The organism is Streptosporangium sp. NPDC049248, from assembly GCF_040678965.1.
Lineage (GTDB): Bacteria > Actinomycetota > Actinomycetes > Streptosporangiales > Streptosporangiaceae > Streptosporangium > Streptosporangium fukuiense.
Window position 1 is genome coordinate 86,036 of record NZ_JBFAQY010000006.1, and the last position, 26,192, is coordinate 112,227.

24 protein-coding genes are annotated in these 26,192 nt (G+C 69.3%); 10 read left to right on the forward strand and 14 right to left on the reverse strand.

All coding sequences use genetic code 11. The features are described 5' to 3' along the window. The first annotated feature begins 94 nt into the window (after positions 1–94). The 3 genes from AB0K21_RS13910 to AB0K21_RS13920 all read left to right on the forward strand — a co-directional run bounded on the left by AB0K21_RS13910 (position 95) and on the right by AB0K21_RS13920 (position 2,396). Entirely contained in the window at positions 95–1,513 is a 1,419-nt protein-coding gene (locus tag AB0K21_RS13910; RefSeq protein WP_343974955.1) for an aldehyde dehydrogenase family protein, read from the forward strand. A gap of 146 nt (positions 1,514–1,659) precedes the next feature. Further along, a complete protein-coding gene (locus AB0K21_RS13915) occupies positions 1,660–1,914 on the forward strand; it encodes a hypothetical protein (RefSeq protein ID WP_343974952.1) in 255 nt (84 codons plus the stop codon). After that, positions 1,911–2,396, forward strand: coding sequence for a hypothetical protein (locus AB0K21_RS13920; RefSeq protein WP_343974949.1), 486 nt, complete (start codon positions 1,911–1,913; stop codon positions 2,394–2,396). The genes AB0K21_RS13915 and AB0K21_RS13920 overlap by 4 nt, the downstream gene beginning before the upstream one ends. A 112-nt stretch (positions 2,397–2,508) precedes the next feature. Here the strand turns inward: AB0K21_RS13920 and AB0K21_RS13925 are convergent, their stop codons facing one another. Next, positions 2,509–2,721, reverse strand: coding sequence for a DUF397 domain-containing protein (locus tag AB0K21_RS13925; RefSeq protein WP_364149821.1), 213 nt, complete (start codon positions 2,719–2,721; stop codon positions 2,509–2,511). Then, the gene (locus AB0K21_RS13930; RefSeq protein WP_364149823.1) at positions 2,709–3,581 is read right to left on the reverse strand and encodes a Scr1 family TA system antitoxin-like transcriptional regulator; all 873 of its coding nucleotides are present in this window, start codon (positions 3,579–3,581) and stop codon (positions 2,709–2,711) included. The genes AB0K21_RS13925 and AB0K21_RS13930 overlap by 13 nt, the downstream gene beginning before the upstream one ends. Positions 3,582–3,835: 254 nt before the next feature. On the opposite strand from AB0K21_RS13930, the gene AB0K21_RS13935 reads away from it, so the two are divergent. Further along, positions 3,836–4,396: an ATP-binding protein gene (locus AB0K21_RS13935; protein ID WP_343974940.1), complete on the forward strand. Its 561-nt coding sequence runs from the start codon at positions 3,836–3,838 to the stop codon at positions 4,394–4,396. A 318-nt stretch (positions 4,397–4,714) separates the two neighbouring features. Here AB0K21_RS13935 and AB0K21_RS13940 read toward each other — a convergent pair whose 3' ends face one another. Together AB0K21_RS13940 and AB0K21_RS13945 are read right to left on the reverse strand one after the other, a co-directional pair. Beyond that, on the reverse strand, positions 4,715–5,089 hold the full coding sequence (locus AB0K21_RS13940) for a nuclear transport factor 2 family protein (RefSeq protein WP_364149825.1): 375 nt from the start codon (positions 5,087–5,089) through the stop codon (positions 4,715–4,717). Positions 5,090–5,723: 634 nt separating this feature from the next. After that, positions 5,724–6,638 (reverse strand): LysR family transcriptional regulator, encoded by a 915-nt coding sequence (locus AB0K21_RS13945; RefSeq protein ID WP_364149827.1) that lies wholly within the window; start codon positions 6,636–6,638, stop codon positions 5,724–5,726. A 210-nt stretch (positions 6,639–6,848) separates the two neighbouring features. Here AB0K21_RS13945 and AB0K21_RS13950 point away from each other — a divergent pair, with 210 nt between their 5' ends. After that, entirely contained in the window at positions 6,849–7,244 is a 396-nt protein-coding gene (locus AB0K21_RS13950) for a VOC family protein (RefSeq protein ID WP_364149829.1), read from the forward strand. Positions 7,245–7,379: 135 nt separating this feature from the next. Here AB0K21_RS13950 and AB0K21_RS13955 read toward each other — a convergent pair whose 3' ends face one another. Then, on the reverse strand, positions 7,380–8,552 hold the full coding sequence (locus AB0K21_RS13955) for a glycine C-acetyltransferase (protein ID WP_364149831.1): 1,173 nt from the start codon (positions 8,550–8,552) through the stop codon (positions 7,380–7,382). A gap of 141 nt (positions 8,553–8,693) precedes the next feature. Then, on the reverse strand, positions 8,694–9,722 hold the full coding sequence (tdh, locus tag AB0K21_RS13960) for an L-threonine 3-dehydrogenase (protein WP_343974925.1): 1,029 nt from the start codon (positions 9,720–9,722) through the stop codon (positions 8,694–8,696). 318 nt (positions 9,723–10,040) lie between these two features. Here tdh and AB0K21_RS13965 point away from each other — a divergent pair, with 318 nt between their 5' ends. After that, the gene (locus AB0K21_RS13965; RefSeq protein ID WP_364149833.1) at positions 10,041–10,790 is read left to right on the forward strand and encodes a hypothetical protein; all 750 of its coding nucleotides are present in this window, start codon (positions 10,041–10,043) and stop codon (positions 10,788–10,790) included. A gap of 149 nt (positions 10,791–10,939) precedes the next feature. Here the strand turns inward: AB0K21_RS13965 and AB0K21_RS13970 are convergent, their stop codons facing one another. The 5 genes from AB0K21_RS13970 to AB0K21_RS13990 all read right to left on the reverse strand — a co-directional run bounded on the left by AB0K21_RS13970 (position 10,940) and on the right by AB0K21_RS13990 (position 15,757). Continuing rightward, positions 10,940–12,016, reverse strand: coding sequence for an SPFH domain-containing protein (locus AB0K21_RS13970; RefSeq protein ID WP_364149835.1), 1,077 nt, complete (start codon positions 12,014–12,016; stop codon positions 10,940–10,942). A gap of 4 nt (positions 12,017–12,020) precedes the next feature. Then, a complete protein-coding gene (locus tag AB0K21_RS13975; protein WP_343974916.1) occupies positions 12,021–12,458 on the reverse strand; it encodes an NfeD family protein in 438 nt (145 codons plus the stop codon). Positions 12,459–12,540: 82 nt separating this feature from the next. Then, entirely contained in the window at positions 12,541–13,683 is a 1,143-nt protein-coding gene (gene fahA, locus AB0K21_RS13980; protein ID WP_364149837.1) for a fumarylacetoacetase, read from the reverse strand. Continuing rightward, positions 13,683–14,534, reverse strand: coding sequence for a hypothetical protein (locus AB0K21_RS13985; protein ID WP_364149839.1), 852 nt, complete (start codon positions 14,532–14,534; stop codon positions 13,683–13,685). The genes fahA and AB0K21_RS13985 overlap by 1 nt, the downstream gene beginning before the upstream one ends. A 53-nt stretch (positions 14,535–14,587) precedes the next feature. After that, entirely contained in the window at positions 14,588–15,757 is a 1,170-nt protein-coding gene (locus AB0K21_RS13990; protein ID WP_364150320.1) for a homogentisate 1,2-dioxygenase domain-containing protein, read from the reverse strand. A 571-nt stretch (positions 15,758–16,328) separates the two neighbouring features. Here AB0K21_RS13990 and AB0K21_RS13995 point away from each other — a divergent pair. Genes AB0K21_RS13995 through AB0K21_RS14010 form a run of 4 tightly spaced genes read left to right on the forward strand, consistent with a single transcriptional unit; the run spans position 16,329 to position 23,014 of the window. Continuing rightward, the gene (locus AB0K21_RS13995) at positions 16,329–18,602 is read left to right on the forward strand and encodes a CoA transferase (protein WP_343974907.1); all 2,274 of its coding nucleotides are present in this window, start codon (positions 16,329–16,331) and stop codon (positions 18,600–18,602) included. A 39-nt stretch (positions 18,603–18,641) separates the two neighbouring features. Continuing rightward, positions 18,642–19,475, forward strand: a complete 834-nt coding sequence (locus tag AB0K21_RS14000) for an enoyl-CoA hydratase-related protein (protein ID WP_343974904.1) — start codon at positions 18,642–18,644, stop codon at positions 19,473–19,475. Next, positions 19,472–21,805: a CoA transferase gene (locus AB0K21_RS14005; protein WP_364149841.1), complete on the forward strand. Its 2,334-nt coding sequence runs from the start codon at positions 19,472–19,474 to the stop codon at positions 21,803–21,805. The genes AB0K21_RS14000 and AB0K21_RS14005 overlap by 4 nt, the downstream gene beginning before the upstream one ends. A gap of 24 nt (positions 21,806–21,829) precedes the next feature. Then, positions 21,830–23,014 carry an acyl-CoA dehydrogenase family protein gene (locus AB0K21_RS14010; protein WP_343974898.1) on the forward strand — a complete coding sequence of 395 codons (1,185 nt, stop codon included), beginning with the start codon at positions 21,830–21,832 and terminating at the stop codon, positions 23,012–23,014. Positions 23,015–23,078: 64 nt separating this feature from the next. Here AB0K21_RS14010 and AB0K21_RS14015 read toward each other — a convergent pair whose 3' ends face one another. The 3 genes from AB0K21_RS14015 to AB0K21_RS14025 form a co-directional block, all read right to left on the reverse strand. Then, positions 23,079–23,948, reverse strand: a complete 870-nt coding sequence (locus AB0K21_RS14015) for an ABC transporter permease (protein ID WP_343974895.1) — start codon at positions 23,946–23,948, stop codon at positions 23,079–23,081. 42 nt (positions 23,949–23,990) lie between these two features. After that, positions 23,991–24,773, reverse strand: coding sequence for an ABC transporter ATP-binding protein (locus AB0K21_RS14020; protein WP_343974892.1), 783 nt, complete (start codon positions 24,771–24,773; stop codon positions 23,991–23,993). A gap of 120 nt (positions 24,774–24,893) precedes the next feature. After that, positions 24,894–25,994, reverse strand: coding sequence for a hypothetical protein (locus AB0K21_RS14025; RefSeq protein WP_343974889.1), 1,101 nt, complete (start codon positions 25,992–25,994; stop codon positions 24,894–24,896). Positions 25,995–26,192 lie beyond the last annotated feature (198 nt).

Sequence of the window (26,192 nt, forward strand, 5' to 3'; positions counted from 1 at the left end):
GTGCTCGCACCAAGGCCAGGTCACCAAGAGCGACCGCTTCGGCGGCTACTACATACTCAACCGCAATGAGGACAGGCTCGAGAAAGGGCGCGGGATGTCGGACGCGAAGTTGACGATGACGATCGGGGGCCGGGCCGTACGGACACCGCGCTCGCTTCCGGTCGTGGACCCGTCGACGGGGGAGGTGGCCGCGCACGCCCCCGCCGCGGAGGCGGAGCACGTCGAAGACGTCATGTCGGCGATGGCGGCGGCGCAGCCCGGGTGGGCTGCCGAGTCAGTGGACGCCCGGGCACAGATGATGCGTCAGGGCGCTGACGCGGTCGCTGCCTCGATTGACGAGATCGCCCGGCTTTCGACCCTTGAGCTCGGCGCTCCGCTGGCCTTCTCCAAGGGGCTGGTGATGGGCGTGATCTCCGCCCTGCGGTACTTCGCCGACCTCAAAGTAGCCGGCGAAGTCCTCAGCGACGGTGAGACCGAGCGAGTGGAGGTGTTGCGGCGTCCGGTGGGGCCGGTCGTTGCGATCACCCCGTGGAACGTTCCCGCGTACATGATGGGCCTCAAAATCGGCCCAGCGCTAGCGGCCGGCAACTGCGTGGTGGTCAAGCCGTCGCCCTACACCCCACTCGCCACGCTCCGTGTCGGGGAGATATTGCGCGAGGTGTTCCCGGCGGGGGTGCTGAACGTCGTGTCGGGCACCGACGAACTCGGGCCCATGCTGGTCGACCACCCCGTCCCGCGGAAGATCACCTTTACCGGTTCGATTCCCACCGGGAAGGCGATCGCCGCGGCCGCCGCCAAGGACCTCAAGCGGGTGACCCTCGAACTGGGCGGCAACGACCCGGCGATCCTGCTCGACGATGTCGATGTCGAGGCGATTGCACCGAAGCTCTTCTGGGCCGCATTCACCAACTCCGGGCAGGTCTGCATCGCGATCAAGCGCATCTACGTCCCTGCGCACCTGCACGACGCACTCGTCGACGCACTCGTCGAACTCGTCCCATCGGTGAAGCTCGGGTCAGGGCTGGACGAGAACACCAACATGGGGCCACTGCAGAACCGCGCGCAGCTCGACTTCGTGTCCGCGCTCGTCGAGGACGCGAACACCAAAGGTGCCACGGTGGCCGCCGGTGGCCGGCCCGAGAACCGGCCAGGCTACTTCTACCCGCCCACCATCGTCGCCAACGCCGCCGCAGGGATGCGCGTCGTCGACGAAGAGCAGTTCGGGCCGGTCCTTCCGGTGGTCCCCTACGCCGACCTTGGCGAGGCCGTCACCCAGGCCGACCACGGCTACTTCGGCCTCGGCGCCTCGGTGTGGAGTGCGGACCTCGACCGTGCCAACGCAGTCGCCGACCGGTTGGAGGCCGGGCAGGTGTGGGTCAACACCCACCAGTCCACGCTCGGCTTCTCCCAGCCGCTTACAGGTGTCAAGCACAGTGGCCTCGGGGTGGAAAAGGGCCGCTGGGGTCTCGAGACCTTCACCGAGGTGCAGACTCGCTACGTATCGCGGGCCTGACGTTCTGGACCAGGTTCTCATCTTGATCATTAACCTGCGCCCTCGGTCGGCTCTTTGAGCCGGCCGGGGGTGTTGCCGATGTTCTGCACTGTGAAGCTCTCAATCGATTCCCGGTCTGTGCAACGCGCCTGCACTACGCTCGGGACATGAGCAACGAACTTCCCGCCGATCTGCTCGCCGAGGCCAGGCAGTGGATTGCCGAGACCGGTCAGGACATCACGCCTGCCGAGTACATCGCTCAGGCTGTTCACCGACAGATGCAGCAGGATTACCGGGCTGCCAAGGAGCGAGAGGCGCGTCGCATCGAGGCGATCCGCACCTCCAACCCCGAGGGGTTCGCCGCCGGTGAGCGTCGAGCCGAGGAACTGATCGCCAAGTACGCCGGCCGGGCCACGGCGTGAGTGCCAAGTTCATCCTCGACACCTCGCTCATCACCGCTTACGCCCAAGGGCACGACCAGGCAGTCGGCGTGGTCCATGCGATCAAACGTCGTGTCCCTGACGGTCTTCTCCTGCCTGCCGTGTCGGTGATCACCGCACGAGCACACCTCACCATGGACCAGCGAGAATATCTGGACGCGGAACTCCTGGCCCGTAATCCCCGGCCGGCCCTCGATGAGGTTGTCGTGAAACTCGGCGTTGGATACGACCCCGTTAAATTCGACCTCGACGGGGATGCCCAGCGAGGGATCTCCGGCACCTGGGCGGACCTCGGAGTCGATATGGTGCCGATCGACGTGGCAGAGGCTGCCTACTGGGGTAACCGGACCGATCGCACCGTGCTGACGCTCGCAGGAAAGCAGGTGTGGGGGCGACTGCTCAACGACCTGCCAGGAGTGAGCGTCGAGGACCTACAGGACGGTCCGCCCGAGAACTGGAGCTGACTGTGATGGGCGCCGGTGATCCAATCGATCGGAGTGACTGACTTCCTCTGACACACAGAGAAACCCCCCGAAGGCGTAACCGGGGGGTTTCTTGGCGGGGGTGCATTTGAGATCAGTCGCAGTCACCGTTCTTGACGGTGGTGACGAAGGTGGTCCACTGGTGGGGGGTGAGGATGAGGGAGGGGCCGGTGGGGTTTTTGCTGTCGCGGATGGCTCGGTGGTTGTTGGAGAGGTTGGCGATTTCGACGCAGTTGCTTCCGTCGCTCCCAGAGAGCGTGGATTTGCGCCAGTGGGCGGTGCGGAGTTCCTGGGTCAGGTCGTCCATCTCTGAATCGCCTCCTTGATCATGTCGCGTGAATCGCTCCGAGGGAGAGCGTCCGCTCGTATTAGGTTATGCCTGAATCCTAGCCTTTTCACCTCTTCGAGCCTCTCGCTTACTCGATTCCCGATGGTTTGGGAATCGATGTAGGCCACCGGAGGTGCGTTTTTTGACATGTCCGCTATTACGAAGCCGCCTAGCAGGCCAATCACACTGTGTGCATCGTATGGGAGCACCTGAAGAAAGATCCAGGGGCTTTCCGCAGCCTCAAGAAGGTGCTGGAGTTGGCCCCTCATCACCTCTGGATCGGCGATGGGGCGGTGCAGGATGCCCTCGTCCAGGACGATCCAGAGCGTTGGAGGTTTCGGTCTCCTGAGGATGCCCTGCCGGTCCATCCGTGCGGCGACGCGTTCTTCGGCCTCTTCGTCGGTGATGTCGGGCTCACGGCTTAGTACGGCCCGTGCGTACTCCTCGGTTTGGAGAAGGCCCGGCACCATCAGAGGCTCCCACATGCGCATGGACTCCGCCTCGCGTTCGAACTCCAGCCAGGGGCGGAACCACTGGGGGAGTTGGGCGGCCGTACGGTCCAGGCGGTCCAGTAGGTCGACGAGTGTGGTGCCCAGGTCGAATGCCTCGTCCAGCTGGTGGGCCAGCTTCCTGGTGGGCGCCCGGTGACCGTTCTCCAACATGCTCAGATGGCTCACGGCGATGGGGACCACGGTACAGAGTTGCCTCTGGGTAAATCCAGACAAAATCCGGTATTTCCGTAGCTCTCTGCCGAATTGAACGCGTGTGGATTCGTATGAATACGTATCGAACTCCGGCTCCGAGTCCGGCTCGGGCTCCGGCTCCACGGCGATGCTCATCTCGGTCTCCTCTCGTTGCCTCTTTAGCAGTCTCCTTCATTTTCATTGCCGGGGGAATGGATATTAAGTTCTCGCGGGTTCACAGTGTTGTGAACTTACTTCGTGAACTGTGAACCCGTGATAAGCGCGGATCGGCTTCCGCTGTGCCTCGGAGTTTGGGACGGTGTACCTGTCGAGCTATGGCTGCCACGGGATGTCAGTTAATGGCTCCGGTGAAAGCAGGTCGGCTTGATTCGGTCGGAAGGGGCAATTCCATGGAACCGGAGACGTTCAGCGAAATACTTCTGCCCAGTAATGTCGAGGCCGCCTCGCGGGCGCGGGAGGAGGTCCGTAAATGGCTGGGGGAGCATCATCCGGCCTATGAGAACGCGCGGCTGGCCGTGTCCGAGCTGGTGACCAACGCGGTCCGGCACGCCCGGCGCGGGGTCGCCGGGCAGGCCGAGGTCTCCGGCACCAGGGCTTCCGATGGTGGGACCGCCGGTAACGATCCGCTGGTGCTGCGGTTGCTGGCGTACGGCGGGTTGCTGCGCGTCGAGGTCGCGGACACGGGCCTGAGCACTGAGGAACCGTGCGCTCGGGCGGACCCGGCATGTCTGCTCATGGAGAACGGCCGGGGACTGGCGATCGTCGGCATGCTCTCCGGCGGGAACTGGGGCTACCGCTCCCACGGCCGGCATCCCGGCCGGACCGTCTGGTGCGAGCTTCCCGTCGTTCCGCCCTCTGACGAGGGTCCCATCGAGACGTCAGCCCCGCCGCCTCCGGATGATCTTCTCCCTGGAACGCCCGCCTTCGCCTGGATGCCTCCGCCTCAATAGGGTGAGGCGCTGCTCCCGGTACTCGTTGGGAGCCATCAGAACCACCCTCGGCGGGTAGCGGCACGTAGGTCGTCCCCCACGAAGAACCTGCGACATATGCCGCTCCAGCTCCACTTCCCCCGTTGGAGCACCCCGCCGGGGGTCTTATCTCGATGCCGGAGCCTGCTCGCGAGCCTCGCCGCACGGAAACGATGGGTGCCACGACGCTTCGGTACAACCGAACGCATCTTCGGCCACATCGAAGACTTGCGGAGACGGGCCCGACGCGGTGTCGTCGCGATGTGCTGGAGCGCGTCCGGCACCCGGGTAAATCGGAGATCACTCCGGCGGGTCGGCGAAGATCACTATTTCGTCGATGTCCCCCTCGATGGTGACGTGCACCACGTCCATCCCGGTCAGCAGGCTCCGGCCTGAGGCGTCCTCGTAGCGCCACCCGAAACGCGCCCACTCTCCCGGTGCGTCCACCCGGGTGGTGCGGACCATCCGGGTGGGGCCCGACGGGTGCCCCCGCACCACCTCGGTGATGAAGTCCTCGACCGCCTTGCGCCCGACCCCTCGGCCCAGCGGCCCCCAGAAGACGACGTCGCCGGTGAGGGCACGACTCAGCAGCGTGGCCCGCCGCGCCGGGTCATCGGCATTGGCCGCCGCGATGAAGGCGTCAATGGCATGGTCGTGGAGGGCGTCGTCCGTCACGTCGCGATACTAGCCAGCGGATCCGCGTCGCGAAGATGGGAACGATGGGCGCTGCGATGTTTCGCATGAACCGAACGTATCTTCGGCCATACCGAATATCGATCGTCGCATCGCGATGACGGCCGATGGGTCTGCGTCGCCGAGCGCCTCGCCGAGGGTGTCGATGAGGAGGCCGATCCGGTCTCCTGCGCCGTGTGGTTCGGGAGTGCCCCGGCCGTGTTCGCCGACGAAGATCTGTTGGAGACCACCGGGTGAGGCCGCCGTCAAGGGGCTCGCGCCTTGAGCTGCCTGAGTAAAAGCGCAGGTCACGATGCATCCATGAGCCCGCCGGTCAACGAATAAGTTCGCTAAAGGAGGATTTTTCGGACAGGTGGGCGATATGTATCCGGTGATTCAGGCAGTGATCGTTGGGATGACCTCAGCGGTCACCCTGATGGTGGTCGTCACGAGCCGTCACCTTTACCGTCGCAGACATCGTCTCTTCCTCGGGCACCTCCATCGCTTCCTGCGGAGGGGAGAGCAGGCACCGCGAGGTGATGACCGGCGCGGGTGCCCGGGACAGGGACGATCTCCAACCGGTGCCCCGGGACCCGGTGACGACGGGCCCTCCACCGGGAACTCCGCGGCGATCTCGTCACGGTGACGAGGCCCGGTCCAGGGCCGTCGCGGTGTGCCGGAGGGCGTCCAGCAGGGGGACGAGCAGGGGGTGCCGTTCCGCGCCCCGGCGTACGGCGGTGAAGACCCGGCGTTCCGGGCCCGCGACCCGGCGGATCTCGACGCCGGACAGGTCGGTGCCGCGCAGCGCCAGGCGGGGCACCATCGCCACCCCGGCCCCGGCGGCGGCCAGCGCGACCACCGCGCTGAAGTCGTCCGAGGAGTGGGCGAACTCGGGGGTGAAGCCCGCGTGCTCGCAGGCCAGCGCGATCACGTCGTGGCAGGGATTGCCCGGGTAGGGGCCGATCCAGGTCTCCCCGGCCAGGTCCGCGACCGTCACCTCGCGCTCCGCGAGAGCGTGGTCCCGGGAGAGCACCACGTCGAACGGTTCGGAGTAGAGCGGGATGCGCGACAGGCGCCGGTCGTCCTCGGCGGGGGCCCCGCGATACTCCACGGCCACGGCCGCGTCCACCGAGCCGTCCAGGACCATGGTGAGGCTCTGGTCGCCCTCGGCGTCCAGGACCCGCACCCGGATGCCGGGTTCGGAGTCCCGCAGGACGCCGACGGCCGGGGCCACCAGGAGCCCGATCGCGGTGGCGAACGAGGCCACCTTCACCTCGCCCGTCGTACCGGCCGTGTAGGCGGCGATGTCGGCCCCGGCCCGCTCAAGCTGGGCGAGGATCTCGTTGGTGTGGCCCAGCAGGATGCGGCCGACGGCGGTCAGCCGTACGCCCCGGCCGTCGCGGTCGAGCAACCGGTGGCCCACCTCGTGCTCCAGGGCGGCGAGCTGCTGGGAGACCGCCGAGGGGGTCAGGTGCAGCGCGGCGGCGGCCGCGGTGACCGTGCGGTGGTCGGCCACCGCCCGCAGGGTCCTGAGCCGCCGTGTCTCTATCACCTCCGTATTCTCCCCGAGGTCGTTCGTACGCGATGTCCTCGGGGTCACGCTCCCGTCGGCACGATTCCGGCTGAACCGTCCGCCGACCGTGTCCGTTTCCTACAAGACCGCAGCCGGGAGGCGGGGCTAGGTTGAGCCGTACCGGGGGCGGTCCGCGATCCAGGACACCTCACGACATCCCACCGCGAACCCGTGATCGGAGGACTTGATATGAAAGCCCAGCTGGACGTCATCGGCATGGTCGTCGAGGACATGGGGCGCTCGCTGGCCTTCTACCGGCTGCTCGGCCTGGAGGTGCCGCCGGAGGCCGACGGGCAGCCGCACGTCGAGGCGGTCCTGCCCGGCGGCCTGCGCCTCGCCTGGGACACGGTCGAGACGATCCAATCGTTCTACCCCGACTGGCGGCCCGGGAACGGGCAGGGGATGTCGCTGGCGTTCCGGTTCGACACTCCGGCCGAGGTGGACGAGGCGTACGAGCAGCTGGTCCTTCTCGGATATGAGGGGGACAAGGAGCCGTGGGACGCGTTCTGGGGGCAGCGGTACGCGGTGATCCACGACCCGGACGGCAACGGCGTCGACCTGTTCGCGCCGAACGTGGAGAGCTGACCGGAGGGCGAACGGCGCGGGTCGGTCCCGCGCGTCGTGCGCGAGCAGGGCCGAGCCCCGGTGATCCCGTCGCGGCGATCTCGTCACGGCAACGGGGCCGTGACGAGTGCCCATCCGCGAGGCCGGGAGCGGAACTCAGCCGCGGGCCGTGGCGAACGCCTCCAGGGCCCGGTCGACGTCCTCGGTGGAGTGGGCCGCCGAGAGCTGGACCCGGATCCTGGCCTGGCCGTGCGGGACGACGGGGTAGGAGAAGCCGATCACGTAGACGCCCAGCTCCAGCAGGCGTTCGGCCATCGCGGCGGCCTCGGCGGCGTCGCCGATCATCACCGGGACGATGGGGTGGTCGCCGGGCAGGATGTCGAACCCGGCCTCGATCATCCCGATGCGGAACCGCTCGGTGTTGGCGCGCAGCCGGGTGCGGGCCTCGTCCGAGCCGCTGATCAGGTCGAGGACGCGCAGCGACGCGGCGGCGATCACCGGGGCCAGGGAGTTGGAGAACAGGTAGGGGCGCGAGCGCTGGCGGAGCAGCTCGCAGATCTCCTTGCGGGCCGCGACGTAACCGCCGCTGGCCCCGCCGAGCGCCTTGCCGAGCGTGCCGGTGAGGATGTCGACCCGGTCCCGCACACCGTGCAGCTCGGGGGTGCCCCCGCCTCCGCTGCCGACGAAGCCGACGGCGTGCGAGTCGTCGACCATCACCATGGCCCCGTACCGCTCCGCCAGGTCGCAGATCTCCGCCAGCGGCGCGACGTAGCCGTCCATGGAGAAGACGCCGTCGGTGACGATCAGCCTGCGCCGGGCGTCGGCGGACTCCTTGAGCCGCGCCTCCAGCTCGGCCAGGTCGCGGTTGGCGTAGCGCAGCCGCCGGGCCTTGGACAGGCGGATGCCGTCGATGACGCTCGCGTGGTTGAGCGCGTCGGAGATCACCGCGTCCCGGTCGTCGAGCAGGGTCTCGAAGACGCCGCCGTTGGCGTCGAAGCACGAGCTGTAGAGGACGGTGTCCTCCTGGCCGAGGAAGGCCGACAGTCGCGCCTCCAGCTCCTTGTGCACCTCCTGGGTGCCGCAGATGAAGCGGACCGAGGCCATGCCGAAGCCCCAGCGGTCGAGGGCCTCCTTGGCGGCGGCGATCACCTCGGGGTGGTCGGCCAGGCCCAGGTAGTTGTTGGCGCAGAAGTTCAGCACCTCACCGCCGCCGGCCACGGCGATGTCGGCGCGCTGCGGGGTGGTGATGACCCGCTCCGGCTTGAGCAGCCCGGCGGATGCGATCTCGTTCAGGGTGGTACGGAAGTCGTCGCGGACGTTGTCGAACATCAGGCGGTCCAATCCAAGGTGATCTTGCCGGTCCTGCCGCCGGCGGCGGTGTCGGAGTCGCGGTGGGAGCCGGACATCAGGTGGTCCAGGTCCGGGGTGACCCTGCCGGCGACGGTGACGGTGTCGAAGCCGCGCCGGACATCAGGCCGTCCAGTCCAGGATGACCTTGCCGGTCCTGCCGCCGGCGGCGGTGTCGAAGGCCGCGTCGAAGTCGCGGTAGGAGAAGCGGTCGGTGATCACGGGGGAGAGGTCGAGGCCCTTCTCCAGGAGCACGGACATGGCGTACCACGTCTCGTACATCTCCCGGCCGTAGATGCCCTTGATGGTGATCATCGAGGTCACGATGGTCGCGAAGTCGACGGCGAACTCCTCGGCGGGCAGCCCGAGCATGGCGATCTTCCCGCCGTGCGACATGTTGGCGATCATGTCGCGGAGCGCCCGCGGGTTCCCGGACATCTCAAGACCCACGTCGAAGCCCTCCCGCATGCCGAGCTCACGCAGGCCGTCGGCGACGGACCTCTCGGCGACGTTCAGCGCCAGGGTGACGCCCAGCTTGTTCGCGATGGCCAGCCGTTCGTGGCTGACATCGGTGATGACCACGTTGCGGGCGCCCACGTGGGTGGCCACCGCGGCGGCCATCAGCCCGATCGGCCCGGCCCCGGTGATCAGCACGTCCTCGCCGACCATCGGGAACGTCAGGGCGGTGTGCACCGCGTTGCCGAACGGGTCGAAGATCGCCGCCACGTCGAGGTCCACCGGGACCCGGTGCACCCAGACGTTGGAGGCCGGGAGCGTCACGTACTCGGCGAAGGCGCCGTCCCGGTTGACCCCCAGCCCGACCGTGCTGCGGCACAGGTGCCGCCGTCCGGCCATGCAGTTGCGGCACTTGCCGCAGACCAGGTGCCCCTCGCCGCTGACCAGATCACCGGGGGCGATGTCCTCCACGCCCGGTGCCACCTCGACGACCTCGCCGCAGAACTCGTGCCCGACGACGAGCGGCGTTCGCAGGGTCTGCCGGGCCCAGGCGTCGAAACTCCGGATGTGCAGATCCGTCCCGCAGATCCCGGTCCGCAGCACCTTGATCAGCACCTCCCCGGCGCCGACCGACGGTTCCGGTACGTCGACCAGCCACAGGCCGGGTTCGGCCCTCTCCTTGACCAGCGCTTTCATCGCGGATCCCCCCTCAACTCCGAACCCTACGCACTGTGCCCGGCCGCCTTCGGGGGTGTCCATCGCGGTTTTCTTAACCCCGCCCACAGCGTTGCTTCACGCTCGACCCCCGAGGACTAACGATGTACCCGGGCATTTGACCTTAAATCGGACAGGCGTGCGGCCTCTGCCGTCCGGCGGGCTCGGATCGGGGCCGGGAATGCGGCGTCCCTTTCTGGGCGGCGCCTTTTCACTGGTTGCAGTTGGAATATATCGCTCGGTAATCGGTCGTACATCGCTCGCGCGGATGCTGGTGCGAACCGAAAGGAAAGGCACGCCATGACCGATCAGCCGTACGTCGCCCCGCCCACGGTGGGCGACCGGGTCCCCACCACAGGCGTCAAGGAATGGGCTTTCGGCGCCTGGGCGCTGCTGGACGGATTCTTCAGGAAGATGACGATCGTGGACAGGGAGAAGGACGGCGTCGAGCTTCTGATGAACAGGCTGAGGCGTCTGGAGTCCGCGATCATCGGTGGTACGAGCGAGGCGAGCGCGCGGGCGGCGTTCATCGACTGGGTGAACGACAACGACGGGGGCGGCTGGGCCTACTACCTGACCAAGAAGGCCGAGGCGGACCGCCAGGAGGCCGAGGCGCAGGCGAAGGCACGGCACGAGAGGATCACCGCCAGTGCCCGGGAGGAGGCCGTCAGCCTGCGCAACAAGCACCCCGGAGGAAAGGGGGTCGCGGTCGGCACGGTGATCGTGGGCCTCGCCGACACGATCACGGGAAAGACCTACACCGGCACCAGTGGCGCCTACACCTACGCGGACAAGCGGCATGCGGTCATGGAGGAACTGCTGGTCGGCGTGCCCCAGGTGGAGGACTGGCCGGTGAACGCCTGCGCGGAGGTCGACGCCATGAACAAGCTCCTCATCGCCAGGAAAATCACGAAAAAGTCTGAAATCAAGGCGGAAACCCTCTATTTCCACGCCGAGACCTGGAACAGCACGTCCGGGAAATGGCAGGCGCGCAGCGCCTGTAAGAACTGTGACGTGTGGTTGAAGAAGATCGGCGCCGGCCGTGTCTGAGACCCGGCGCTCTCACACCGGCCCCGTGTCTCCGGCGACGATCGCCGCCGGAGACACGGGGCCGGGCCGGTGCCCGGCTGTCCGAACGGCCGTTCGGGGACAGCCGGGAGTGGGGTTCAGGGGGCGTTCCCCGTACAAGCCGCAGGGGCTCAAGGGGTGGTGCGGTGCTGCTCCTCCTGGGGGACCGTGAGACCGTCGGTGGGCAGGGAGGGCGGGGCCGCGTTGAGCTGGCGGGGGCCCAGGTCGGCCTCGGCGGCCTCGGCGACCGCCTCGGCGGCGGCCTGCTCGGCCTGCTTCCGCTCCTCCTCGGCGGCCTCGTTGACCCTGGGAGCCTCGCGGGTGGCCGACGACTGCGGCAGCGCCTCGGTGAACGCCTTGGAGACGCCCTGGATGGCCGAGGTGACCTCGCTGGGGATCACCCAGAAGGTGTTGTTCGGGCCCTTGGCCAGCTCGGGCAGCACCTGGAGGTACTGGTACGCCAGCAGCTTGGGGTCGGGGTCGTTGCGGTGCACGGCCTGGAAGACCTCGTCGATGGCCTGGGACTGGCCCTCGGCCTTGAGGATCGCGGCGCTCCGGTCACCCTCGGCCCGCAGGATCGCGCTCTGCTTGTCACCCTCGGCGGTGAGGATCTGCGACTGCCGCTGGCCCTCGGCGTTGAGGATCGCCGCACGCTTGTCACGCTCGGCGCGCATCTGCTTCTCCATCGCCTCCTTGATGCTCTTCGGCGGGTCGATGGCCTTGATCTCCACCCGGTTGACCCGGATGCCCCACTTGCCGGTCGCCTCGTCGAGCACGCCGCGGAGCTGGCTGTTGATCGTGTCACGCGAGGTCAGCGTCATCTCCAGGTCCAGCGAGCCGACGACGTTGCGCAGCGTGGTGACCGTGAGCTGCTCGACGGCCTGGATGTAGTTGGCGATCTCGTACGCCGCAGCCCGGGGATCGGTCACCTGGAAGTACAGAACCGTGTCGATCTCGACGACCAGGTTGTCCTCGGTGATCACCGGCTGGGGCTGGAAGGAGACGACCTGCTCGCGCAGGTCGATCATCGGATAGACCCGGTCGATGTACGGGATCACGAAGTTGAGGCCGGGCTTGAGTGTGCTGTGGTAGCGGCCGAGCCGCTCCACGTTTCGGGCCCGCGCCTGCGGGACGATGCGCACCGAGCGGACCACGGTGAACACCGCCAACAGGACGATGAGGATCACAGCTATGAGCAGAGCGTCCATGAAGTCACTCCCGCGGATACACGAGAGCGGTCGCGCCCTCGATCTCGATGACGTCGACGGTCGCCCCGGCGGGTATCACCAGGGTCTCGTCGTAGGCTCTGGCGGACCACTCCTCGCCGCCGATCCGCACCCGGCCGTCCTGGCCGGTCACCTCGCGTAGCACGTACGCGGATCTGCCGACGATCGCCTGGATCCCGAACCGCTGGCTCCGGGGCTGCAGCCCTTTGAGGTGACGCCTGGCGATGGGCCGGATCGCGACCACCCCCGCCCCCAGGGAGGCGGCGAAGACCAGGAGCTGGAGCGGAATCGGCAGTCCGAGGCCGGCGGCGACGGAGGCGACGAGGGCCGCCCCCCCGAGCAGGCCGAGAGCGGTGGTCAGGGTGAAGATCTCGGCGATTCCCAGCACGACTGCCAGGATCAGCCAGATGACCCAGTAATCCATGCTCCGGCCCTCCTGCCTTGTTCAACGGGTCGGACGTCGGGGAGGTTCCTTTCCCTACCGTATGTCTTCTACTCGACGCCTGTCAGGGGCGGTTCGCGGGTGAGATCCTGCCCGACACCTCGCCCAGGGTGATCACGGTTCCGTCGGGTCCCGGGGCCGTCGCGGTGATCGTAACGGTGTCCCCGTCCTCCAGGAAGGTCCGGACAGAGCCGTCGGGCAGCTTGAGCGGCTCGGTCCCGTTCCAGGTCAGTTCGATCAGCGAGCCGCGCTCGCCCGGCCCGGTGCCGGAGATCGTGCCGCTGGCGTAGAGATCGCCGGTGCGCAGCGCGGCGCCGTTGACGGTCATGTGGGCGAGCATCTGGTCCGGCGTCCAGTACATGTCCCGATAAGGGGGACGGGAGACGACCTCGCCGTTCACCGCGACCTCCAGCCGCAGGTCGAGCCCCCAGGGCTCGTCGCGGCGCAGGTAGCCGAGCGGCTCGGGATCCTGCGTCCTGCCCTCGACGCGGGCCTCGGACAGGGCGGCGAGCGGGGTGATCCACGGTGAGATCGAGGTGGCGAAGGACTTGCCGAGGAACGGGCCGAGCGGGACGTACTCCCAGGCCTGGATGTCGCGGGCGCTCCAGTCGTTCACCAGGGTCACGCCGAACACGTGGTCTTCGAAGCGTCCGGCCCGGTCGCCGAGGGTCGTCGGCGCGCCGACGACGAAGCCCAGCTCCGCCTCGATGTCCAGCTTGACGGATGGGCCGAAGACCCCCGCGCCGCGCTGCCCGGACGGCCGGGTGATCGGGGTGCCGGAGGCGACGACGGTCCCGGCCCTGCCGTGGTAGCCGACCGGCAGGTGCCGCCAGTTCGGCTTGAGCGGCTCCTCGTCGGGGCGGAACATTCGGCCCAGGTTGGAGGCGTGCTCCAGCGAGCAGTAGAAGTCGACGTAGTCGGCCACCTCGATCGGCAGGTGCAGCGTCACCTGCTCCAGCGGGACGAGGTGCGGCTCGACCACCGACAGGTCGGTGCGGAGCTTGTTCTGGATCAGGGCGCGGGTGTCGCGCCACGCGACCGGACCCCTGGCCATGAAGGCGTTGAGCGAGCCGGTGGCGAACACCTCGTCGTGCAGGGCCCCGGCCAGGTCGACGATCTGATCGCCGTACCGGACGCCGACGCGAGGGGTCTCCCCCTCGTGGCGGGAGAAGACTCCGTAGGGCAGGTTCTCCGGGCCCCAAGCCATCACTTGCTCTCCTTTGTTGTGTGGGTGGTCGCGCGCGGACGCCGGGCGACGAGGCCCAGGGCCGTCAGGTCCTCGATCGGGGTGCTCGTGCTGCATGATCCGTACGAGACCAGCAGCTTCCTGGCGCGCGTCGCGGTCTCCTGGGGCACGGCCCGCGCGAGCCGCACCAACTCGCCGACGTCGGTCAGCTTCAACACCGGCACCGGGTCGCGGCCCTCCACCGCCGCGCAGACCGCTAGGACCAGGTTGAGGAAGCCGTGCCGGTCCACGCCCAGCGCGGAGTCGAAGTGGCGGACCGCGTTGTGCAGGCCCGCGGTCGCCTTGAACGGCACACCGTACTCCGCGCAGTGCGCGATGAGGGCGCCCAGGTCGGCGGCACCGGGAAAGGCGTCGGCGGTCAGCCCGCCGCAGCGGAACTTCAGGCCGGGGCCCGAGCCGTCGCGCGGCAGGGAGCCACGGCCGTCGAGGGGCACCTCGACGAAGAGCCTGGCCCCGCCGGGCAGCCCGTCGGCCAGCCGCTCCGACACGGCCTGAGGCGTCTCGTCCGCCGCCTGCCGCACCTCGACCAGCTCGACGGCGAGGCCGTCGAGTGGCGGGAGGGCGGGGGTGTCCATGATCAGGCCGAGCCGGATCGGGAAGGTCAGGTGGTCGCGGAGCTCTTCCAGGCGGCCGGCCGGGCAGAGGAACCGGTGGGTGAGCACCGGGTCGTTGCCGGCCAGGTCGTTCCTGTGCCGCTCCAGGGCCTCGGCCATCGGCAGTCCGGTCGGCGGGAACAGTCCGGCGTCGTCGACGAGCCCGCGGAAGAGCGGCGCCGTTCCCGTTCCCATGTCCGTGCTCATATCTGCAGCCATGCTCTCGCCCCTACCCGGTGACGGGCCCGTGGTCATGCCCAGGGGCCCGCCCGTCAACGGGCCCACGTCCACGCGTAGCCGGGGTCCTCCACCGACAGGCCGGCGGGGCCGAGGTCGAGGGGGCGGAAGGTGTCGACCATCACGGTCAGCTCGCTCGTCTGGGTGTGGCCCTGCCTGACCGCCTCGATGACCGCCTCGACGGCGCCCGGCTGCGGGCCGTGGGTGAATCCGGCCGGGTGCAGCGAGACCGAGCCGACATCGATGCCCGAGCCCCTGCGCGCGGTGTAGTCGCCGCCCGCGTAGAACATCAGCTCGTCGGAGTCGACGTTGTGGTGGTTGTACGGGATCGGGACCGCGTCGGGGTGGAAGTCGAGCGGCCGGGGGCAGAACGAGCAGATCACGAAGTTCGGGCCCTCGAAGGTCTGGTGCACCGGCGGCGGGGCGTGGGTGCGCTTCACGACGGGCTCGAAGTCGTTGATGTTGAACGCGTACGGGTAGAGACAGCCGTCCCAGCCGACCACGTCGAACGGGTGGTCGCGGTAGACCAGCCGGGTCAGCCCGCCGCGGGTGCGGACCAGCACCGGCACCTCCTCGCCCTCGACGACGAGGGGCTCGCCGGGGGAGCGCAGGTCCCGCTCGCAGTAGGGGGCGTGCTCCAGGAACTGGCCGTGGGTGGACAGGTAGCGCTTGGGGGGACGGATGTGCCCCGCGGCCTCGATGGTGAACGCCGTGACGCGGCCCTGCGGCACCCAGCGGTGGATGGTCCCGGTGGGGACGACGACGTAGTCGCCCTCCCCGGCCTCGATCACCCCGTACGTCGACTCGAATCTGACCCGCCCGCTCGCGATGTAGACGCACTCGTCGCCCATGGAGTTGCGGTAGAGCTCGCTGGGCGTCTCGCTCGCGGCGTACGACATGCGGACGTCGGCGTTGCCGGCGAGCAGCCCGCGCCCGGTGACCAGGTCGCCTCCGACCGGCAGGTCCTGGGTGCGCAGGTGACGGGGGGAGAGGGGCAGGTTGGGGACGAGCCGGCCGGCCTCGGTCGGCTCGACGGCCTCGGCCTTGAGGATCGCCGTGGGGAGATGGCGGTGGTAGAGCAGCGACGAGTCGCTGGAGAACCCCTCCTCACCCATCAGCTCCTCGGCGTACAGCCCGCCGTCGGGCCGCCGGAACTGCACGTGCCGCTTGCGAGGTATCTCCCCCACGACCCGGTAGTACGGCATCCGCTTCTCCCACTCTGTCCGCTTACCGGACATGCATGTCCTTTATACGAACAACCATCTGTCAGGGCGGGATGGATGTCAAACGTCACCGCACACCGAGGAGTCCCGGGCCGCCTGCCGGGCCTGGACGTGGCGAGACTCCGCGGCGGCGAACCGGTTCTCTCGTAACGGGAGAACGGGAACCCGGCGGTCGCGGCCTGTGGCGCGACGCATCCCTGTGTGGTGGTGCGGGTTGGTCCGTCGGACACCCTCCCCTCGCCCTGGGTCGCGGGTATCGGCCGACTCTGGTCTGCGGGCCGTGGTGGGAGGGGCTGTGACACGGGGTGATGTCAGGTTTTATGCCCATTGAGTGGTTTTGTGGGCACCCTTGCTCACGTATGCGAGGTGTCGTAGTGTGTAACGAAATATCGAAGTTGCTGGTATGTCTGGAAGGCCGCCGTGGACTCCGAGGGGCAGAGAAGCCGTTCCGAGGCTTGTGAGAGCCGTCGATGCGTGAGTCGACGCGCGGTGTCCGGCTGTCGGTGTGTCGGCGGGAAGACGGTCGCCCGGTGAACGAGTGGGGGAGCCCGGCGTGAGCCGAGTCGTACAGCGCCCCGGTTCGATCACGCGACTACGTGTGCTGGAAGCCGGGAGCGGACTTCCGACGGCCATCGTGGCGCGATTGCTGCACGACTCCGGGGTGACCGTCCTGCGGACCGCGCGGACGGGACCCGACCCGTTCACCGAGAGATATCCCGCGCTGCGGTCATGGTCCCGCGACTGGACGGAGGTCGATGTCGAAAACGGCATGGACGATGTCCTGGCCTCGGTCGATGTCCTTCTCGTCGGCGCTGAGGACCACCCGGACGCGGGACCGCCGGCGCGCCTTGAGCTCGCTGAGCTGCTCTCCAGGCATCCCCGGCTCATCGTGCTGGAGATCGGTGGTTACGTCCAGGGCACGAACGACCCCACGCCCGCCGTAGACCTGCTGGTGCAGGCTCGGACGGGGCTCGTGTTCGAGCAGTTCAGCGACCGGCCGACGCAGCTCGCGTTCGCCCCCTCGTTGTACGGTGCCGCCCTGCTCGGCACGATAGGCGTGTGGGCGGCGCTGCACGCACGCCGGCGCACCGGGCGCGGTGGCCGGGTCCGGGTTTCCATGCAGCAGGGGCTGGCGCTGTTCTGGCCGCACCTGTGGCTCTCCGCCGAACGCCCTGACCAGGCGTTCGACACGGTGCCGCCGCGGGATGTGAAGCACCTCGTGCTGCGCTGCGCGGACGGCGGATATCTGCAGATCGTGCTCGGCGTGCCCGGGGCAGTGGCCCGGGTGCATCGGGTGCTGGGCATCCCCGGCCCCGTCGACCCCGCCGACCGGGGTGTCCCCAGCCTGGCCCGCGGCGCGGAGAACTACTTCGCCGACCGTGACCTGTTCGGCCGGTACGCGGCACGCTTCCCGCGCGACGAACTGGTCGAGGCCTTCGCCGCGGCCGGTGTCCCGGTGGAGCCGGTGCTGGCACCGGGGGAGTTCTTCGACGACCCGCAGGTACGCGCGGCAGGGCTGGTCACCACCGCCCCGGACGGGCGGGAGTATCCGGCTGGGCCGGTGGACCTTTCGGTGGCGGGGGACCCGCCGGTGGCGCGACCCGTCCCGCGGCGGGCGCGGTGCGGCGAGAGCGCACCTCTGGCCGGTCTGAGGATCATCGACCTGGGTAACTGGGTGGCCGGGCCGTTCGCCTCCAAGCTGCTCGCCGACCTCGGCGCCGACGTGATCAAGGTCGAGCCGCCGACCGGGCTGTCCAATCTGACCGGCGTCCGCAATACCCTGACCTCCAACCGCGGCAAGCGCAGCATCGTCGTCGACATGAAGACCCCCGAGGGGCGTGAGATCGTACGGCGGCTGGCCGCCACGGCCGACGCGGTGCACCACAACTTCCGGCCCGGCGTCGCCGAGCGCCTTGGTGTGGACGCCGCCTCGTTACGGGAGCGCCGGCCCGGCCTGGTGTATCTGCACACCACCGCCTACGGGCGAACCGGGCCGCGTGTGCTGCGCGGCGGGTTCGACATGGTGATGCAGGCGCTGTGCGGGCACGAGGTGCGTGCGGGCGGAGAGGGAAACGAGCCGCTGTGGTACCGCGCCCCGTTCGTGGACTACTGCGCCGGCGCGCTCGGCGCGATCGCCCTGCTCACGGCCCTGTACGAGCGGGACGCGACCGGCGCCCCGGTGGACGCGCACACCAGCCTGCTCGGCGCGGCGATGTTCCTGCGAGGGGAACTGGTGCGGGAGCCGGATGGTTCGATCGCGGGCGCCGCGGTGCTGTCCGCGGACCGCACCGGTTTCCATCCGACCGAGGCGCTGTACCGGGCCATGGACGGCTGGCTTGCCGTCGCCGCGTACGGCGAGTCGATGGCCGCCGCGCTCTCGGACGCGCTGGAGTTGACCGGGCTCGGCCCGCCATCGAAATGGAGCGAGGCGGCCGCCCACGCCATCGCCGCCGCTATAGGCCGCCTGACCTGCGACGAAGCTCTGAGTTTGCTCGGCGCCGCGGGAGTGTGGGCGACGCGGTGCACCGGCGACGCCTTCGCGGCGATGCTCGCCGACGACGCGGCGCGCCGGTCCGGTCTGGTGATCAGCGCGCCGGACCCCCGGTACGGCCGGGTCACCGGTTGCTTCGGTCCGCTGATCGGCTTCTCCGGCTGGACCCCGGCTCCGGATGGCTTCCGCTCGGCGCCGCTTTCCGGTGAGCACACTGCCGCCCTGCTGGCCGAGACCGGCTACTCCGCCGACGAGCGAGCCCGCCTGGAGCGCGCCGGGATCGTCCGAGCCGCCCCCGGCGGCCGGATGCTCACAGACCAGATTCCCGCCACCTGAACGGCATCCGCAGCACGATTTCAAGGACGGTATGACCGCATGACCGAGTACAAGACCATCGAGTTCACCGCCGACGGGCGTCTGGCCTACCTGAAGTTGAACCGCCCCGAGCGGCTCAACGCGCTCAGTGACGAGTTGGAGTCCGAGATCCGCACCGCACTGCTGGAGTTCGACCTGGACGACGATCTCTGGGTACTGATCATCCACGGTGAGGGCAGGGCGTTCTGCGCCGGGCTCGACGTCAAGGAGCACAGCTCGTTCTCGTTCGGTGCCGACGACGCCACCCGCAAGGCCAAGGCGCTGGAGGCGGTGCGCAGTGGCCATGTCGGTGGCGCCCAGCACCTGCGCGGCACCGGCGGCGAGGGCTGGCTGGGCCGGACGGCCAACTACAAGCCGGTCATCGCGGCGGTGCACGGCTATGTGCTGGGCGGCGGCGCGCACCTGGCCGCCGAGTGCGACCTGATCGTGGCCGCCGAGGACGCCCGGTTCGCCATCAGCGAGACCACGACCGGCATGTCCGGCTCGCGCACCTGGGCCAAGATCAAGACCTTCATGCCGTCGAAGCTCGCCTCGGAGATGCTCATCACCGGCCGCCGGATCAAGGCCGAGGAACTGCACCGGCTCGGCCTGGTCAACCGGTTGGTCCCGGCGGGCGAGCACCTGAAGGCCGCCGAGGAACTGGCCCGCGAGGTGCTCAAGGCGCCGCCGCTGGCCACCCGGGACGCGGTGCGGGTGACCCGGAAGCAGTGGGTGCCGATCGCGACCGCGCTGGACGAGCAGATGCAGCTGTCCCGGCTCGATCTCACCGAGGACTTCCGCGAGGCCGGCCGGGCCTTCGCCGAGAAGCGCCTGCCGAATTTCCAGGCCAGGTGAGCGGGCAGGACCGGATGGGCGCCGAGCACCCTTTCGGCGGCCATTCCCCCGGAGGGCACGGAGACGGGAACCCCGGAGGTGGCGGCGCGGGCCCGGCGGCGTCCGGCGGCGGGCTGCCGGGGCACGGGCTGCGCGTCGTCGACCTGGGCACCGGGATGGCCGCGGCACTGGTGAGCACGCTGCTCGCCGACGCCGGAGCGGTCGTGCACCGGGTCGCCCCGTCCGGCGACGAGGTCTTCGACGAGGTCTATCCGGCGCACCGTGGCTGGCGGTCGGTGACCGTCCCGGCGGACCCGGCCGACCTGGACGTCCTGCTGGCACAGGCCGACGTATGCCTGGTCGGCGGCGAGGATCATCCGGCGGTCACCCCGCGGCACGACGCCGCGGACCTCGCAGACCGGTACCCGCGGCTCGTCGTGGCGCACCTGACCGGCTACGCCGCCGGGCACGCGCCGGGCGCACCCGCAGTGGACCTGCTGGTGCAGGCCCGCACCGGGATGGTCGCCGAGCACTTCAGCGACCGGCCGTTGTACTTCGCCGTGCCGTTCCCCACCTACGGGCAGGCCATGCTGGCCGCACTCGGGGTATGGACGGCACTGCTGGAGCGGGCCGGCAGCGGGCGCGGTCAGGTGGTGGGCGCCTCCCTCCAGCAGGGGGCGGCGCTGTTCATGACGCCGTTCTGGATGCGGGCCGAGCGGCCGGACGCCGAGTTCGGCAAGGTCACCCCGAAGGACGTCAAACACCTGATCTTCCAGTGCGCCGACGGCGGCTACGTGCAGTTCGTGATGGGTGTGCCGTCGGCGGTGGCCAAGCTGTACCGGATCCTCGGCATCGACGTGCCGGTCGACCCGGCCGACAGGGGCATACCCCGGGTGGGCGCCTCACCGGACACCTACTTCGGCGATCGGCCGCTGATCGCGGCGCACGTGGCGAAGCTGGACCGGGCCGGCATCCTGGCCGCAGCCGAGGTCGAGGGGCTGCCCGCGGCGCCCGTGCTCGATCTGGGCGAGTTCCTGGACGACGAGCAGCTCGCCGCCAACGGGTTACTGGTCGACCGGGGCGGGGCCACCGGGCCCGGAAACGTGATCGGCTTCCTCGGTTCGGCGCGCGCTCCGGTGGAGACGGATGGTCCGGCGGGAACCGGCCCTACCGGAGGCGGGCCGCCGCTGGCCGGGGTGACCGTCCTCGACTTCGGCTCCTATGTGGCCGGTCCGTTCGCCAGCCGGCTGCTCGCCGACCTGGGCGCCTCCGTGCTCAAGGTCGAGTCGCTTGGCGGCGACCCCAACCGCGGCCTGCAACGGCACTTCCTGGCCGCGCACGTGGGCAAGCGGGCCTTGGCAGTCGACGTGAAGACCCCCGAGGGAGCCGAGGTGCTGCGCCGCCTGCTGGCCCGCGCGGACGTGGTCATGCACAACCTGCGCCCCAAGGCGGCCGAGCGGATGGGCGTCTCGCCCGAGGCGGTGCGCGCGGTGAGGCCGGACGCGGTGACCCTCCAGGCGTTCGCGTTCGGGCCGACCGGTCCTCGGGCCGACGCACCCGGCTTTGACATGGTCATCCAGGCGCTGCTCGGTCTGGAGCGCCGTGCCGGCGGACCGGACGGCCCGCCGCTGTGGATCAGGACGCCCTACCTGGACTACGTGTCCGGCGCACTCGGCGCGGTCGCCGTGCTGATGGCGCTGTACGGGCGCCGGACCGCGGGCCGGGCCGGAGACATGTGGGTCAGCCTGCTCAACGCCGGCATGTTCCTGCTGTCCGACCTGCTGCGGGAGGCCGACGGTACGCTGCGCGGGGCGCCGCCGCTGGACGGGGCGCTACAGGGCGTGCACCCCGGAGAGCGGCTGTACCGGACCGCGGACGGCTGGATCGCGATCGCCGCGCGCACCGAGGAGGCCGCGCTGGCCATGTGGCGGGTCATGTTGCCGGGGGAGCCGCCGCTGCCGCGTGCCGCCTGGGACGGTGCGGTCGCGGCCCGTTTCGACGAGGTCTGCGCCGGGCGTACCGCCGCGGCCCTGCTCACCGCCCTGGCGGAGGTGGGCGTCTGGGCCGAGGAGTGCCGCACCGACGGCCTGGCAGAGCTGGAGCGGGTGGAACGGGCCGGGCCGGAACGCGACCCTGCCGTCGCGTGTCTGCTCGCCGACCGCGCCGACGACCGGTACGGCCGGCTGACCGGCTGCCTCGGCCCGCTGGTCTCCTTCTCCCGCACCGAGACCCCGGCCGACGACCTGCCCGGCGGTCCCGGCCATGGCGCGCACACCCGGCAGGTCCTCGCCGAACTCGGCTACACCGATGCCGAGGCCGAGGAGCTGCTGCGGGCCGGTGTCGTCCGATGACATATCCAACCGAGGAGTTCCACCATGACCGCTGACTTTGGAGCGTTCGACGGTCCGTCGGTCGCGCCCGAGCTGGCCTACCACGCGCCGTTCGACGAGGAGGAGGAGCTGTACCGGCAGACTGTCCGGACCTTCCTCGACAAGGAGATCGAGCCCGCCTTCCACCAACTGGGCACCGACAGCGCGTCCCGGCACGCGGTGTGGCGGGCGGCCGGCCGCGCCGGCATCCTGGGCGCGGTGATCCCTGAGGAGTACGGCGGTCCCGGCGCGAGCCCCATCGCCAACGTCATCCTCTCCTACGAGATCGCCCGCTCGCAGTGCTACGGCACCGTGGGCAGCCTGTACTGCACCGACCTCGCCACCGGTGCCTTCCTGGACGGCGCGTCGCCGGAGCTGATCCGGGAGTGGGCGCCGAGGATCCTGGCCGGGGAGGCCATCCAGTCGATGGCCATCACCGAGCCGGACGCGGGCAGCGACGTGCTGGCCATGCGCAGCTTCGCGGAGCGAGACGGCGACGACTACGTGCTGTCCGGTGACAAGACGTACATCACCAACGGCGACATCGCGGACATGCTGTACGTGGTGGCCAAGACGTCGAAGGAGCGGCGCGGGCGCAGCCTGACCATGTTCCTGGTCACGCCCGAGATGGCCGGAGTGACCCGCCGGAAGCTGGCCACCACCGGCTTCCCGGCCGGCAACACCGCCGAGCTGCACTTCGACCGGGTGCGTATCCCGGCCTCGCACGTGCTGGGCGGTGAGGGCGGCGCGATGCGGATCATGATGGGCTCGCTGGCGCTGGACCGGCTGCAGATCGGTTTCCGCGCCCTCGGCCAGGCCGAGCTGGCGTTCCAGCAGACGGTGGAGTACGTCAAGCAGCGCGTCGTGTTCGGCAGCCCGCTGTTCGAGTTCCAGAACACGAAGTTCGCGCTGGCCGACATGAAGAGCGAGATCGAGGTCGGTCGGGCGTACCTGCACGAGATGGTGCGCAAGGTGCGCAGCGGCGTCGCCACCGCCACCGAGGGGTCCGTCGGGAAGCTGTGGTTGTGTGAGATGTCCAACCGGGTCATCGACGGGTGCGTGCAGTTGTTCGGCGCCATGGGCTTCATGGACGAGACGCCCATCTCGCGGATCTACACCTCCAATCGGGTACTGCGGATCTACGCCGGGACCTCGGAGATCATGAAACAGTCCATCGCCCGCGACCTCTGACCCGGCCGCGCACATGCGAGAAGGCCGCCGCCCCTGCCAAGGGACGGCGGCCTTCTCGCATGTGCTACCGGCGCGGGGCCCAGGGGGCGACGCGGCGGCCGATCCAGGTGACCGCGGACTGCAGCGCGACGCCGATCAGCGACACCGTCACGATGCCCGCGTACATCCGGTCCGCCAGGAACACCTGCCAGGAATTCCAGATGAGGAAGCCCAGGCCGTCCCGGCCCTGCACGAACTCGATGCCGATGACCAGCAGCACCGCGGTCCCGATGGCGATGCGCAGTGAGGTGAACACCTCGGGCACCATCGCCGGCAGGGTGACGTGCCGGAACGTCTGCAGCCGGCTTGCCCCGAAGGACCGGGCCGGCTCCAGGTAGCCCTCGGGAATGCCGGCCACCGCGGACATGGTGGAGATCACCACGATGAAGAAGACGCCGAACGCCACCAGCAGCACCTTCGGGGTCATGCCCAGCCCGAAGACCATCAGCAGCAGCGGGAGCACCGCGAGCTTGGGCACGGTGTACAGAGCGCTGATGATCGGCTCGATGGCGGTGCGCAGCTTGCGGATGCTGCCGAGCAGCACGCCGAGCAGGATGCCGGCCAGCGATCCGCCCAGGTAGCCCAGCATGAGCACCTGGAGCGTACTGGACGCCGCCTCGATCACCAGGCCGGAGGAGAGCAGCTCGACAAAGGAGACCACGATCTCGCTCGGCGGCGGCCAGAACCGCTGGTCGACCAGCCCGCTGCTGGAGATCGCCTGCCATACGGCGAGGATGAGGACGGGCGTGCCGAACCGCAGCAGGTTGTCGACCAGAACCCGGCGCCGCTGGAACCGGACGGGGTCGCGTTCGGCGAGGTCCGGTCGGCGCAGGACGGTGTCACCGCCCTCCCCGCCGGCCCGCGCCCGCTTCTCCGTCTGTACCAGGTCGGTCATCGTTCCCACCTCTTCACTTCCCCACGGTTTCCGGCCGCCCGCTCACGCGGACACCTGGGAGCGCGGCTCCATCGCGGACCGCAACCGGTCCCAGATCTCGCCCTCCAGCTCCGCGAACTCGGAGCTGCGGCGGATGTCGGCCGAGCGGGGCCGCTCGAACGGCACCTCGAACTCGGCCACCACGCGCCCTGGCCGGGAGCTCATCACCATCACCCGGTCGCCGAGCAGGATCGCCTCGTCCAGGTTGTGGGTGATGAAGATGACGGTCCTGCGGTCCTCCTGCCAGAGCTCGAGCAGCTCGGCCTGCATGATCTGGCGCAGCTGCGCGTCCAGCGCGGCGAACGGCTCGTCCATGAGCAGGATCTGCGGCTCCACCGCGAAGGCGCGGGCGATGGAGACCCGCTGCCTCATGCCCCCCGACAGTGTGGACGGGTAGGCGGACGCGAAGTCCGCGAGGCCCAGCCGGGTCAGCCACCGGGAGACCCGCTCCCTGGACACGGTCGCCGGGATCTTGGCGATGTCCAGGCCGAAGCGGACGTTGGCCTCGACGGTCTTCCACGGGAAGATGCTGTAGTCCTGGAACACCACCGAGGTCAGCGGGGCCTCCCTGCTGGTGCTGCGCAGTGACACCTCGCCGGCGCTGGGGCTCAGCAGCCCGGCGATGACGCGCAACAGGGTGGACTTCCCGCACCCCGACGGGCCGACGATGCAGAGGAACTCCCCGTCCCTGACGTCGAGGTCGATGGGCCCCAGGGCCTGGACGCTGGAACCACCGGATGCGAACACCCGTTCCACGCCGCGTACCGCGACTCTACTGTCGTTCACGACTTCTCCGCTCTTCCGGTTCTCGGCTCTTCCGGCCGGCGGCGGTCGCTCCCTGCCGTCGTCATCCGGTGCCCGATAGGTGAAAAGGGGCCCCGCCGCAGCGGGGCCCCGCCGCCAGGCTCAGCCGGCGTTCTTCAGTTCCTCGGCGAAGGAGGTGTTGAAGAGGTCCTGCTCACCGAGATCGTCCTTGTACTGGAGCAGCCCGCTGTCGATGTCGCGGTAGTAGCCCTGGTAGATCGAGGCGTTCTCGGTGTGCAGGTTGTAGTCCGCTTCGAAGGCCGAGGGCTCGGTGGTGCGGATGGAGTCCTCGGGGATCTTCTGCGCCGCGGCGAGGGCGGCGACCACCTCCTTGGTCTGCCGGTAGTCCTTGAGCAGGTACTTCTGGGTCGTCCTGGCCATCGCCCTGGTGAAGGCCAGCCCGGTCTCCCGGTCTTCCTTGATCAGGCGGTCGTCGAACATGTAGAAGACGCCGGTGGTCGGGGCGATCGCACCCTTGACGAACTCGCAGCACGCGTCATCGGCCACCACCTTCTGGTGTGGGGTCGAGGCGTAGGCGGCGCCGACCGCGCCGTTGCGCAGCGCGTTGACCGAGTCGGCTGAGGTCAGGTCCTGCCACTCGACGTCCTTGGGACCGATGGCGACGTTGTTGCTCTTCAGGTGCTCGAACAGCGAGGCCCACAGTGCGGGGCGGTTGCCGCCGGGACCGGCGAGCTTGACGCCCTTGAGGTCGGTCAGGTCGAATTTCCCGTTGTCGCCGAAGATGCTCTTGTTGACGTACAGGCCCTGGTCGGTGCTCTCGGGCCGGCCGCCGCCGGGGAACACGATCCGGATGTCCTCGCCGGACGCGATGAGGTTGAGCAGGCCGGGGGAGACCTGGGTGGCCAGCACGTCCACCTTGCCCTGTGTCATCATGACCAGCGCATCCTGCGTTTGCAGGAACTCGAACCGGATCTGGATGTTCTCCTTCTCGAACTCCCCGAGGCTGTCGGCGAGCGCGACCGCGGCGTAGGAGCCGACGATCGACGAGATGCCGATCTTGATCGTCTTGCGCTCGGCGAGTGGCTTGGGCTTCAGTTGCGCGGCCAGGGCGTCGTCGCCCGTGGCGGAGAAGGCACTGACCTCTCGCTTCTCTGTGGCGCCGGAGTCGCCGCCGCAGGCGGCGGTGGCCAGGGTGAGGGCCAGCGGCATCGCCACTGCCATCAGCCTCAAGCTGGGACGCATCGTTCAGCCTCCTCATGGGCTGCGGATCAATCCCGCAGGCCGTTCATCGCTGGGGAGGAGATGACGGCCGGTGATGGCGGGATTTCGATGACGGGGGGATCAGGGGTCGCCTGACACCGGCGCGGCACTGCTGGCTCGCCGGTATGGCGCTCACGGTCGGCTGGTGACTTGTCGTTTTGGGGATGTGGTCGCTGGCGG